The organism is Streptomyces fructofermentans, from assembly GCF_014651055.1.
In the GTDB taxonomy this organism is placed as follows: Bacteria; Actinomycetota; Actinomycetes; order Streptomycetales; family Streptomycetaceae; genus Streptomyces; species Streptomyces fructofermentans.
On sequence record NZ_BMWD01000038.1, the window covers coordinates 1 to 12,294 of the forward strand.

The 12,294-nt window shown below is 72.4% G+C and carries 9 protein-coding genes; 5 read left to right on the plus strand and 4 right to left on the minus strand.

Annotation, left to right across the window (positions count from 1 at the left end):
* Positions 1-217 precede the first annotated feature (217 nt).
* Positions 218-1,384, plus strand: a complete 1,167-nt coding sequence (locus tag IE265_RS34155) for an ABC transporter substrate-binding protein (RefSeq protein WP_190039653.1) — start codon at positions 218-220, stop codon at positions 1,382-1,384.
* Positions 1,385-1,530: 146 nt separating this feature from the next.
* Here IE265_RS34155 and IE265_RS34160 read toward each other — a convergent pair whose 3' ends face one another.
* Entirely contained in the window at positions 1,531-2,142 is a 612-nt protein-coding gene (locus tag IE265_RS34160; RefSeq protein WP_229916848.1) for a hypothetical protein, read from the minus strand.
* Positions 2,143-2,208: 66 nt separating this feature from the next.
* Positions 2,209-2,679, minus strand: coding sequence for an excalibur calcium-binding domain-containing protein (locus tag IE265_RS34165; protein WP_190039654.1), 471 nt, complete (start codon positions 2,677-2,679; stop codon positions 2,209-2,211).
* Positions 2,680-3,060: 381 nt separating this feature from the next.
* Here IE265_RS34165 and IE265_RS34170 point away from each other — a divergent pair, with 381 nt between their 5' ends.
* The 3 genes from IE265_RS34170 to IE265_RS34180 all read left to right on the plus strand — a co-directional run bounded on the left by IE265_RS34170 (position 3,061) and on the right by IE265_RS34180 (position 8,717).
* Complete coding sequence (locus IE265_RS34170) at positions 3,061-5,916, plus strand: PQQ-dependent sugar dehydrogenase (protein ID WP_190039655.1); 2,856 nt, start codon at positions 3,061-3,063, stop codon at positions 5,914-5,916.
* 230 nt (positions 5,917-6,146) lie between these two features.
* Positions 6,147-7,013, plus strand: coding sequence for a GNAT family N-acetyltransferase (locus IE265_RS34175; RefSeq protein WP_190039656.1), 867 nt, complete (start codon positions 6,147-6,149; stop codon positions 7,011-7,013).
* 231 nt (positions 7,014-7,244) lie between these two features.
* Positions 7,245-8,717, plus strand: coding sequence for an FG-GAP and VCBS repeat-containing protein (locus IE265_RS34180; protein WP_190039657.1), 1,473 nt, complete (start codon positions 7,245-7,247; stop codon positions 8,715-8,717).
* 112 nt (positions 8,718-8,829) lie between these two features.
* Here IE265_RS34180 and IE265_RS34185 read toward each other — a convergent pair whose 3' ends face one another.
* Positions 8,830-9,225, minus strand: a complete 396-nt coding sequence (locus IE265_RS34185) for a RidA family protein (protein WP_190039697.1) — start codon at positions 9,223-9,225, stop codon at positions 8,830-8,832.
* Between the two features lie 146 nt (positions 9,226-9,371).
* Between IE265_RS34185 and IE265_RS34190 the strand changes: the two genes are divergently transcribed.
* Positions 9,372-10,343 (plus strand): helix-turn-helix transcriptional regulator, encoded by a 972-nt coding sequence (locus tag IE265_RS34190; RefSeq protein ID WP_190039658.1) that lies wholly within the window; start codon positions 9,372-9,374, stop codon positions 10,341-10,343.
* A 123-nt stretch (positions 10,344-10,466) separates the two neighbouring features.
* Here IE265_RS34190 and IE265_RS34195 read toward each other — a convergent pair whose 3' ends face one another.
* Positions 10,467-12,194: a RecQ family ATP-dependent DNA helicase gene (locus IE265_RS34195; protein WP_190039659.1), complete on the minus strand. Its 1,728-nt coding sequence runs from the start codon at positions 12,192-12,194 to the stop codon at positions 10,467-10,469.
* Positions 12,195-12,294 lie beyond the last annotated feature (100 nt).

A 12,294-nucleotide genomic window follows, 5' to 3' on the forward strand; every position in this document is an offset into this window, starting at 1 on the left:
CGACACCGCGTCGGTGCGCGCCGCCCCTTCGGCGTTCTCCGCCGCCCACTTCGCCGCAGGCGACGACACCCGCCAGGCCTCCCGAAGCCGTACGACACCGTGCGGTTCGAGACGCGCCGACCGGAGCCGGACGTACTGGACTACCCTCGGCGCCGCCGACGTTCAGTCTGCGATCCGGGCCCACCGCGGCCGACTGCCACTCGGGAGACGCTGACGCATGGATACGCCACCATCGCCATTCGAAGCGGGGCCGACCGGCACGTCACCGGTCCTGGTCGGTGCGCTCGCCCCGTTGAGCAGGCCCGGCTGGGCCGAGGCGGGCCGGCATCTGCTCGCCGGGCTCGAACTGGCCGTGGAGGAAGCCAACGACGCCGGCGGTATCGGCGGAAGACCCCTGGGACTGGTGGTTCGGGACACCGCGGCCGACCCGCACAGGGCGGCGGCGGCCGTCGACGAACTGGCACGCCTGGGCGTGGCCGCTCTGGCGGGGGAGTACCACAGCGTGGTCGCCCGCGCCGCCGCCACGCGCGCCGACGCCCTCGGCCTGCCGTTCCTGTGCTCGTCGGCGGTGCTCGACGCGCTGACCGAGCAGCCCACGGATCGGGTCGCGCGCCTTGCCCCGGCGCAGTCCCACGGCTGGCGGACCTACGCCGACTTCCTTCTGGCCGCGGGCCACAGCCGCATCGCGGTGGCGGCCGAACCGAGCGTGTACTGGACATCGGGAACCCGCGTCCTGCGGGACCGCCTGGCCCCACGCGGCGGCACGCTCGTCCATCTCGATGCGCACGCGCTCGACCCGGCGGCGTTGTGCGACCGCCTCGCCGAGAGCGGCGCGACAGCCGTTCTGCTCCTGGTCGGCCACCCCGAGCCCGCGGTACCGATCGTCAAGGCCGTCCGCCGCGATCGGCGCCTCGCCGAGATTCTGATCGGTGCGCCGGCCGGGCAACCGGAGTTCGCGGACTGGTCGGCGTCGCTGGGCGACGACGGCACCGGCATCCCGTTCCTGCGCTATATGCCCGAGCGGTTCAGCCCGCTCGGGGTACGGGTCGAGGCGGCCCTGCGTGCGCGACTGGCCGGAACACCCTCGTTCGTCGCCTTCGAGGGCTACGACACGATCGCGGTGCTCGCCGAGGCCCTCCGTTCCCACGGCACGGACCGGGCGCGTACGGCCGCGTCCTGGCCGCAGCTCGCGGTCGAGGGCACCCGCGGGCGGATCCGGTTCTCGCGTACGCCCGGCATCGGCGTGTGGCAGTGGACATGGGCGCCGGTCCAAGTCGTCGACCGGGACCCCGGGGACCCCGGCCGCTTCCGGACCCTCCACGTCGGGCGGGGGAGCGCGGACGCCCCGCGCTCTCGGCCCGGCGGTGGCGGCGGGCCCATCTAGCATGGCGGTCATGACGACGTGGGTCTCCGAAACGACCGGGTCCGGGGCCTCGGCTTCGTGCGGCACGGTTCCCCGTACGGGACCGCGCGGCGTCAACGCGCGTTGTCAACGCGTGACGGGGCAGGGCGCAGTGCGGTGCCTACCGGTCATCGGCGGCCGGCCCGTCCGCGCTCGGTGCGCCGCAGTGCGCGCCGCTGCTTTCCCGGCAGGGTGGCGGCCAACTCGCCCACCGTGCAGACGTCGTGGCCCGGACCGTCGAGGCTGCCCCGGCACCACCACACGGGTGGGCCGTCCGTGCTCGTGTCGCCCGGGAGCCAGTCGGCAGTGGTCCCCGCGGGACGGGGGTGCGTGCCGATCCTGTGCTCAGGGCACACCGGCCACACCTGGGAGAGCAACTCCATGACGGTCGACTGCGCCGCGTCCGCGACCAGGGTCAGGGCCGTTCCCGCGTCGTCCGGCTCCGGCGGGTCGCCGTCCTCCGGGTCGACCGCGTTCACCTGGTCGCCGTGCCAACGGCCGTCCGACATCGCCACGTACACCTGAGGTGTGTCGATCGCGCCCGAGGGCAGGGGCCGACCGGGCGGGGCGACGACGAGGACCAGCGCGTCCCGACCCGGCAGAGTCGCCGACAGATCGCGGTTGACCACGGCGAGGGCGGCCTCCAGCATCGGCCACTCGCCGGGTTCGGCCCTCCTGGGTACGTCGAAGTGCCGCAGGTCGTCGCCGGGTTCTGCCCCGAAGTGCGCGAAGTCGTTCACCGGGACATGGTCCCAGCCGTGCGGATCCCCGGTGCCACCAGCTCACCGACCGGGCGAGGCGTGGTGTCAGGAGTCGCAGCCGACTCCGTCGCCGTCCCGGTCGAGGTGGGAGGCGTATCCGGGTTCGCCGCGGTGGACGGGGGCGGCGCCCGCGGCACGGGCTTCGCCGCAGTTGGCGTAGTGGACGCTGCCGGTGTCGTCGCCACCCGTGGTGCCGCTTCCGCTGCTGCCGTCGTCCTCGGCGGCGGCCCTGGCGGTGACGGTGACTCTGACCTTCACCTTCCGTGTCTCGGTGACGGTGGGAGCGGGCTCCGGCGTGGCGGTGGCGGTGGCCGTCGCCGTGATGGTGACGGTGGGTCGCGGGGCGGCGGCGGCAGGTTCGCTCTTGTCGTCCCTCGGTTGCGGATCGCCCGCTCCGGCGCCGAGGCCGACGAGGAAGGCGAGCGCCAGGGCGGGCAGCAGGTAGCGCTTCCGTGCCCATTTCGGCGCGGGTCTGACCACCGGTGGCGTGGGCGGGTTCGTGTACGGGTTGGCCATTCGCTCCCCCTGGTGCAGACGCGAGGCGATGACAGTAGTACTTCGCCTCTCCGCCGGAGGGGCGAACGGACGCAGCGTCATTCCTTCGTGGGGCAGGGCGGAGCGCCGGCCCCGTGACGGTCGCTGACGACGTGGGGACAACCGGAACGGCGCGGCCGCCACGGACGAACCACCAAGCGCGGCACTTTGTCCCGAGCAGGGAAAAAGTTTCTTGATCCTCTGCGTAATGGGTTACGGAGTTCGACAAAGCTCGCTAACTTCCTTGAAATGAACCGGTCATAAAGCTGCGACCGGCCATGACGGCGCGACGGCGCGCGCCTGTGCACCGCTTGGCAGTCCGGCGAGGGCTGCTGTCATCCCACCCCACACTGGGAGACCTCTGTGCGCTCGAAACCGCTCAGACACAGACGTGTCCGTCATCTGCTGACCGCCCTGGCATGCGCCATCGGCTGTCTGCTGCCCATCTCCCCGGCCGCCGCCCGACCCGCGGAGCCGGCCGACGAACGCGAACCCGCGGCGGCTGCCGTCGAGTTCCAGCAGGTCACGCTCGCCAAGGGCGTGGCGGAGACCGGCGAACCCATGACCCTGGCGGTGCTGCCGGACCGCTCGGTCCTGCACACCGCCCGCGACGGCACGGTCCGGCTGACGAACGCGGCCGGGACCACCTCCGTCGCGGGCAAGCTGGACGTGTACAGCCACGACGAGGAGGGCCTGCAAGGCGTCGCCGTGGACCCCGGCTTCACGTCCAACCGGTACATCTACCTCTACTACGCCCCCAGGCTCAGCACCCCGGCCGGTGACGCCCCCTCCGACGGGACGGCCTCCGACTTCGCCCCCTTCGACGGGGTGAACCGGCTGTCCCGGTACGTCCTCAAGACCGACGGCACCCTGGACCTCGGCAGCGAGAAGAAGATCCTCGACGTGCCCGCCTCCCGCGGCATCTGCTGCCACGTCGGCGGCGACATCGACTTCGACGCGGCCGGAAACCTGTACCTGTCCACCGGCGACGACACCAACCCCTTCGCCTCGGACAGCTACACGCCGATCGACGAGCGCTCCAGCCGCAACCCCGCCTTCGACGCCCAGCGTTCCGCCGCCAACACCAACGACCTGCGCGGCAAGGTTCTGCGGATCAAGGTCAACGCCGACGGCTCGTACGCGATCCCGAGCGGCAACCTCTTCCCGGCCGGCACCGCGAAGACCCGCCCGGAGATCTACGCGATGGGCTTCCGCAACCCGTTCCGCATGAGCGTCGACAAGGCCACCGGAATCGTGTACCTCGGTGACTACGGCCCCGACGCCGGAACGGCCAGTCCCACGCGCGGACCCGGCGGACAGGTGGAGTTCAACCGGATCACCAAGGCCGGCAACTACGGCTGGCCGTACTGCACCGGCGACAACGACGCCTACATCGACTACAACTTCGCCACCGGTTCCTCCGGCTCGGCCTTCAACTGCGCCTCGCCCACGAACAATTCGCCCAACAACACCGGCCTCACCAGCCTGCCTCCCGCCCAGGTCGCCTGGATTCCCTACGACGGCGGATCCGTGCCCGAGTTCGGCAACGGCTCGGAGTCCCCGATGGGCGGCCCTGTCTACCGCTACAACGCGGCCTCCACCTCCGAGGTGAAGTTCCCGCAGGAGTACGACGGAGACTTCTTCGCGGGCGAGTTCGGCCGCCGCTGGATCAAGCGCATCGAGTCCGGCGGCGACGGCACCGTCCAGTCCATCAACTCCGTCCCCTGGAGCGGCACCCAGGTGATGGACATGGCCTTCGGACCCGACGGAGCCCTCTACGTCCTCGACTACGGCACCGGCTACTTCAGCGGAGACGCCAACTCCGCCCTCTACCGCATAGAACACGTCACCGACGGCCTGGCCCCGACCGCCCAGGCGAAGGCCGACGTCACCTCGGGCAAGGCGCCCCTGGCCGTCTCGTTCTCGTCGGCCGGCAGCACCGACCCGGACGGCGGCACCCTCGGGTACGCCTGGACGTTCGGCGACGGCGGCATCTCGACCGCCGCCAACCCGTCCCACACGTACAGCGCCAACGGCCAGTACACGGCGACGCTCAAGGTCACGGACACCACCGGCAAGTCGGCGACGGCCTCCGTGCAGATCACGGTGGGCAACACCGCGCCCACGGTCCGGCTGGACCTGCCCCTCGACGGAAGCATCCACGACTACGGCGACGCCATCCCGTTCAAGGTGACGGTGACCGACCCCGAGGACGGCACCATCGACTGCACCAAGGTGAAGGTCACCTTCATCGTCGGACACGACAGCCACGGCCACCCGCAGACCTCGACCACCGGGTGCAGCGGCACGCTCCAGACCCTCGCGGACGGCGAACACGACCCCAACGCCAACATCTTCGGCGTGATCGACGCCGAGTACACCGACAAGGGAGCCGGCGGCCAGCCCGCGCTGACCACGCACGACCAGCACGTCACCCAGCCCAGCCACCGGCAGGGCGAGCACTACGGGGACTCCGCGGGCGTCGACGTCGTCTCCCACGGTCCCGCACACGGCGGGAAGACCGTCGGCAACATCGAGAACGGCGACTGGATCTCCTTCAAGCCCTACGCCCTCGGCAACGCGACACGGTTCACCGCCCGGGTCTCCTCGGCGGGCGCGGGCGGCACCATCGAGGTCCGTACCGGCTCCGCCACCGGCACCCTGCTCGGCACGGCGACCGTGCCGGTGACCGGCGGCTGGGAGACCTTCCAGGACGTGACGGCCTCCCTGAGCAACCAGCCCACCGCCTCCACCTCCCTCTACCTCGTCTTCAAGGGCGGCAGCGGCGCGCTCTTCGACGTGGACGAGTTCTCCTTCACCACCTCCGGCGGCACCACCCGTACGGGTGAGGTGAAGGGTGTGGGTGGCAAGTGCCTGGATGTGGACAACGCCCAGTCGGCTGACGGTACGAAGGTGCAGATCTGGACGTGCAACGGTTCGGGTGCGCAGAAGTGGTCGGTTCCGGGTGACGGGACTTTGAGGGTGTTGGGCAAGTGCCTGGATGTGTCGGGTGGGGGGAGTGCGGACGGTACGAAGATCCAGTTGTGGACGTGCAACGGGACGGGTGCGCAGTCGTGGGCGGCGCAGTCGGACGGTACGGTCCGCAATCCGCAGTCGGGCAAGTGCCTGGACGCGTCCGGTGGTACGTGGAACGACGGTACCGCGGTGCACCTGTGGACCTGCCATGCCAACGCCAACCAGAAATGGACCCTGCCCTGACGAAGGTCCGACCGACCGGCCGACCACCGGGAGGCGGCCGGGCCGCGTAGGACTCACCTCGCACACCCCGCTCACCCCGCCCGCCCCGTGCACCGGGGCGGGCGGGGTGAGCGGCGTCCGCGTACGCGGAGCCCGGTGCGCGGACCCCCGTGCCGCGGGGCCGGTCCGGGGCGTACGGGCAGGCGGGAAACAGGATGCGGACCGCCGGCTCGGTGGTGTGTGATCGAGCCATGGCGATGGCGCTGGGCACACCGGGGGTCGACGGGCTCGACGACGCCGTGGGCGTACTGCGGGAGTGGCAGTACGAGGGAGCACCGGCGCAGCTGCATCCGGGGGACCTGGGCTGGTACTGGCGGGCGGGCGCGGAGGCGACCGCCGAGGCCGTCAGGACGTGGCGCCGGGACGGGCGGACCGTCGCCGTCGGGCTGCTGGACGGGCCAGGACTGCTGCGGCTGACGACCGCGCCGGACGCCCGGCGCGACGAGGAGCTGGCCCGGCGGCTGGTGGCGGACGTGACCGACCCTCGGCGCGGCGTGCTGCCCGGGGGGCCGGCGGACATCGAGGCGCCGCGGGACGCGCTGATCCACGACCTGCTCACCGACGCGGGCTGGACCGGCGGAGAGCCGTGGACGCCGCTGCACCGGGACCTCACGGCCCCGGTGCGGGAGCCGGGAGCGCGGATCGAGGCGGTCGGACCCGGGAAGGCGCACGTGTACGCCGCCGTGCAGCGGGCGGCGTTCGACGCGTCGACGTTCACGGAGGAGCGCTGGCACGCCATGGCGGCCGGACCCCCGTTCGGGGACGCCCGCTGCCTGGTGGCGTACGACGACCGGGGCGACGCGGCCGCCGCCGTCACGGTGTGGTCGGCGGGCCCCGGCAGGCCCGGCCTGCTCGAACCGATGGGCGTCCACCGGGAACACCGCCGCCGGGGATTCGGCGAGGCGATCTCCCTCGCCGCGGCGGCCGCCCTCCGGGAGCTCGGCGCGTCGAGCGCCGTCGTGTGCACCCCGAGTTCCAACATCGCGGCCGTCGCCACCTACGAGTCGGCGGGCTTCAAGCGGCGCCCCGAGGTCCGGGACCTGCACCGGAACGCCTGAACGGGCCGGCGGGGAGGGCAGGCAGGGCGCGCTGCCCGGTGCGCCCGCGCCCCCGTGGGGCGGCTGCGCGGTTCGGTGGCCCTGCGCGGCCGCGCCTGCCCGCCGCCCCAGGCGTTCCCACGTCCTCAGTTCATCTCTTGTTCAGCACACAACCATCAGCCGTTGCCGCGTGTCTCACAGTCATATTGCACCCGTGCGCGGCTTCGAGGCCGTGTGCTTCTAGGAGGACTTGTGGCCACCCGCCGACTCGCCGTATCGACCGCGGTAGCCGCTGCTCTGATCGGCACGTTCAGCGTGCCGCTCGTTGCGGGCACCGCATCCGCCGCAGACCGTGCCGTCACCGTGCGCGAGGACTTCAACGGCGACGGCTACCAGGACGTAGCCGTATCCGCTCCCGGCGCCACGGTGGGCGGTCACGCCTGGGCCGGCTACCTGACGATCACCTACGGCACGCCGAGCGGCCTCGACACGGCGCACCCCACCGTCATCACCGCGGACACCCCGGGCGTTCCCGGCGAATCCCACGAAAACGGGGTCTTCGGTGCCGCGCTCGTGGCCCGCGACCTGGACGGCGACGGCCTGACGGACCTCGTCCTGGGGGGCCGCGAGTACCGTGCCGAGGAGAACGTCAGCGGATCGGTGATCGTCCTGTGGGGCCGCACGGCCGGCATCTCCGGGCAGGACGCCGTCCGCATCGGCGCGGCGGCGAACGCCGAGGTCGGCGAAGACCTCACCGCGGGCGACTTCAACGGCGACGGTCACACCGACCTGTTCATGCGCAGCGGTGACGACTACGACTACCGGGCCGTCCTCTACGGCCCCTTCGACCGCACCGGTGCCCCCGCGAGCGAGCAGCAGCTGATGGTGTTCAGCACCGACAACACGCTCAACTCCACCGCGGCCGGCGACTTCAACGGTGACGGCATCGAGGACCTCGCGACCTTCTTCGTCTACGAGAACCACGCCGAGGGCGGCAAGCTCTGGCTCGGGACGAAGGACGGCCTGGCCACCGTCCCGCAGCGGCTGCCCTCCGCCAGCGCCACCGCCGTCGCCGACTTCGACAAGGACGGCTACGCCGACCTCGCCACGCGTGTCTTCCCGGGCGGCGACACCGAGCTGGTCGACGACCCGGGCACCGTCAAGATCTACTACGGTTCGTCCTCCGGCCCGAGCCAGACCCGCACCAAGACCTTCACGCAGCAGACCGCGGGCGTGCCCGGCGTGAGCGAGAAGAACGACCACTTCGGGGCGCGCCTGAGCGCCGGTGACGTGAACGGCGACGGGTACCCCGACCTGGCCGTGGGCGTCCCCGGCGAGGCGATCGGCTCGGTGACCAAGGCCGGCTCCGTGGTGCTCCTCAGGGGCGGCAAGGGCGGACTCACCGGCACGGGCGCGCAGGCGTTCCACCAGGACACCGCGGGCGTTCCCGGGGTCGCCGAGAAGGGCGACCTGTTCGGCGGCTCGCTGCGGCTGCTCGACGTGACGGGTGACGGGAAGGCGGACCTGACCGCGGGCGCGCCCAGCGAGGACCTCGGCACCGTCAAGAACGGCGGCGCGGTGTGGGTGCTGCGCGGTGCGGCGTCCGGCCTGACGGCCTCGAAGTCGGTCGCGCACAACCCCGTGGACCTCGGGGCGCCGTCGGCGAACGCGCAGTACGGCGCGAACCTCAGCGGAGACAACGGCCCGGGCGTCAACTTCCCGTAACCGCTCGACCGCTGTGCCGGCACGGGCGCCGTCCGTGCACCGTACGTGTCAAGCCCTTCCACCGCCCGTGCCGGTCCGTCCGGCACGGGCGGCGGAGGGCCGCCGGGCCGCGTCACGCGACGGCGGTCCCCTCCAGCTCGACCAGCTGGCCCGGCACCGCTAGCCGTGCCACCCCGAGCAGCGTGCTGGTCGGCGCCACCCCGGCGGCGCCCAACCGCGCCGCCAGCCCGCCGTAGTGCCGCAGGAGGAGATCGACGTCGGTCGTGTAGACGTTGAGCCGGACGAGGTTCGCGACGGACATCCCGGCCCCGGCGAGCACGGCCTCCAGGTTGTCGATGCTCAGCGTCAACTGCGCCGCCATGTCGCCCTCGTGCAGGGGCTTGCCGTCGGCGCTCATCGCGGTCTGCCCCGAGACGTACAGGGTCCGCGTGTGCCCGGAGACGACCTCGCCCTGGTTGAATCCCAACTCCACCGACCACGGCACCGGGTTGACCGCCGTTCGTTGCATTCCCACGCCGACTCCATTCGATTCACGGGCTGTTCGCACGCCGCCCGGCCCTGCCGGCTCGGCCGGCCGCCGGTCCCGACGTCGTGCGAACGAGCCTGCCCGCGATACATGACACCCTCGGTCATGTATTCCGTTAGCGTTTCCGCATGCGCGCCGATCGGCTGGTCTCGCTCGTACTCCTGCTGCGTCAGCGCGGCCGGCTGACCGCGGGCACACTCGCTCGCGAGCTGGAGGTGTCCACCCGCACCGTGCTGCGCGACATCGAGGCACTGTCCGCGGCCGGAGTCCCGGTCTACGCGGAGCGCGGCCGGCACGGCGGATTCTCGCTGATGCCCGGGTTCCGCACCGAGCTGACCGGACTGAACCACGACGAGGCACTCGCCCTGCTCGCCGCGGGGCCGGTGCGCGGCGAGCAGGTGTTCGGTCTCGGCCCCGCGCTCAGCTCGGCCATGCGCAAAGTGGTCGACGCGCTGCCCGAACCCCACCGCGCCACCGCGAGCGACGCGGCCCGGCGGTTCCTCGTCGAACCGGAGACGGACCTCCTCTCGCGCCCGCGCGCCACCGACGAGGTGCCCGACGCCGTGATGATCGAGGTCCGGCGCGCGGTGCTCGCGGGACACAGGCTGCGCATCCACTACACGCCCGCGGGCCGTGCCCCGCAGTGGCGCACCGTGGACCCGATCGGGCTGGTCACCGTACGCGAGCGCGGCTACCTGCTGGCCACGCGGTCGGGCGAGGACCGTACCTACCGGCTGTCGCGGGTGACGGCAGCCGAAGAGCTCCCCGAGGCGGCGCAGAGGCCCGACAGGGTCGATCTCGACCGCGTCTGGCGGGAGCGGTCCGCGCGGTTCCTCGGCGACGGCCACATCACCGTGCTGGTACGGGTGGACCCGGCGAGGCGGCGGGACCTGCTGGACACGGCGGTGGCGGTCCGCGCCGAGGAACCCGGCGCGGACGGATGGCCGCGCCTGGAGCTGACCTACCAGGACGCGCGGCACGCCGAATGGGCCCTGTGGCAGCTCGGCACGGACGCGGAAGCGCTGACTCCGCAGTCGCTGCGCGCCGCACTGCGAGACCGCGCCACCGAAATGGCAGCCCACTACGGCACCCCGCCCTGAGCCCGTCCGCCGCCGCGAGGTCCGAGCCCTTCCGCGGCCGTGGGGACTGAGCCCCGAGCCCGTCCACGGCCGCGACGTCCGACCGGGCACCCGCGGGCGGAGTCCCGGGGAGGGCCGGCGGCGTCAGCCCCTCGTCGCGGCCGGCGGCACCGGCGTCAGCAGGCCCCGTGCCTTGACGGCCGGGAGGGACAGCGTGCGGTAGCCCACGCTCGCGAACAGGACCGTGACCCTGTCCCCCTCCTCGCTCATCACCTCGCCCTCGCCCCAGGTACTGTGCCCCACCCGCGTACCGGGCGGGAACAGGCCGTCGGCCGCCACCGATTCCTGCGGTTCGGGACCAGTACCGGACAGGATGTCCCCCGTGCGGGCGGGGGACTCCCTCAACTCCTGGGTACGGGCGCAGTTGTCGCAGCCCGCGCAGTCGCCCTCGGCCAGGCTCTCACCGAAGTACCCGAGCATGTGCCGCCGCCGGCAGCCGTTCGTCTCGGCGTAGGCGCGCATCATCTCCACCCGGGACCGCTCCAGGTCGACGCGGGCGGAAGCGATCCGCATCGCCTCGCCGACGCACTCGTCCCGGCGCGCCCCGGGCACCGCCCGTACGCCGCGCTTGTGCGTCGTGACGGCTCCGGCCTCCTCCAGCAGATGCAGCATCGACGTCAACGGCGTCTGGGACAGACCGGTCCGTTCGCGCAGCACGGTCGCCGTGACCGGCCCGCCGTGCTCGCGCACGGTGTCGACGAGCGAGCCCAGCACCTCCGGGTCGGGGTGGGCGCCCGTCCGGAACCGCTGCACGCCGAGGTCCTCGGGCCGGTACGCGAGGATCGCCGTCGACGGTTCCCCGTCACGGCCGGCCCGGCCGATCTCCTGGTAGTAGGAGTCGAGCGAACCGGGCACCGAAGCGTGCAGTACGAAGCGGATGTTCGGCTTGTCGATGCCCATCCCGAACGCGGAGGTGGCGACGACCACGTCGAGTTCGCCGTCCCGGAAGCGGTCGTGCGTCCGGGAGCGCTCGGCCGCCGACAGCCCCGCGTGGTAGGCCGCGCTGTCGAACCCGAGCGCCGCCAGCTCCCGCGCGTACTCCTCGCTCTCGCGCCGCGTCCCCGCGTAGACGATGCCCGGCTTGGCCTCGGCCGCCGCCCGTTCCACCACCCACCGGCGCTTCCCCGTGTTCTCCCGGTGGCGTACGACCTCCAGGGTGATGTTGCGGCGGTCGAACCCCGCGACCACCTCGTGCGCGTCGCGCATACCGAGCCGCTCCACGATGTCCGCCCGCACGGGCGCGGCCGCGCTGGCGGTGAGGGCGAGGAGGGGAGGCCGGCCGATGCGTTCGCGCACCCGGCCCAGGGACAGGTAGTCGGGCCGGAAGTCGTATCCCCACGAGGACACGCAGTGCGCCTCGTCGACCACCATCAGCGCGGGGGCCGCCGCCGCGATCTGCTCCACCACCTCGTCCTTCGCGAGCTGCTCCGGCGAGACGAACAGGAAGTCCAGCCTGCCCTCGCGTACGCGCTCCCACACTGCCTCGTTGTCCCGCGCCCGCTGCGCAGAGTTGACGGCCGAGGCACCCGACCCCTCGATGCGGGCGAGATTGGCGACCTGGTCCCGCTGGAGTGCTATCAAGGGCGAGACCACGACGGTCGGCCCCTCCAGCAGCACACCCGGCACCTGGTACACGGCGGACTTCCCCGCACCTGTGGGCATGACCACGATGGTGTCGCGCCCCTCCATCACGGCGCTCATGGCCGCGAGTTGGGAGGGGCGCAGCTTCTGCCAGCCGAACACCTCACGGGCACAGCGGTCAAGGCGCCTCCTGAGCGACCTGGTCCTGAAGTATCCGACCTTGATGCGCATGGCACTCCTGACGCGACTCTCCAGCGGGTTCGGCGTCCGTGTACCCCCCGGCAGGACGAAAAACGGCCCGCCCGTACGAAAGTTGTCGCTCCGTGTCCTC

Bases quoted from the DNA above. Each gene is read 5' to 3' on its own strand.
- IE265_RS34165 (WP_190039654.1), bottom strand. From the start codon at position 2,679: ATGGCCAACCCGTACACGAACCCGCCCACGCCACCGGTGGTCAGACCC.
- IE265_RS34155 (WP_190039653.1), top strand. From the start codon at position 218: ATGGATACGCCACCATCGCCATTCGAAGCGGGGCCGACCGGCACGTCA.
- IE265_RS34185 (WP_190039697.1), bottom strand. From the start codon at position 9,225: ATGCAACGAACGGCGGTCAACCCGGTGCCGTGGTCGGTGGAGTTGGGA.
- IE265_RS34195 (WP_190039659.1), bottom strand. From the start codon at position 12,194: ATGCGCATCAAGGTCGGATACTTCAGGACCAGGTCGCTCAGGAGGCGC.
- IE265_RS34190 (WP_190039658.1), top strand. From the start codon at position 9,372: ATGCGCGCCGATCGGCTGGTCTCGCTCGTACTCCTGCTGCGTCAGCGC.
- IE265_RS34175 (WP_190039656.1), top strand. From the start codon at position 6,147: ATGGCGATGGCGCTGGGCACACCGGGGGTCGACGGGCTCGACGACGCC.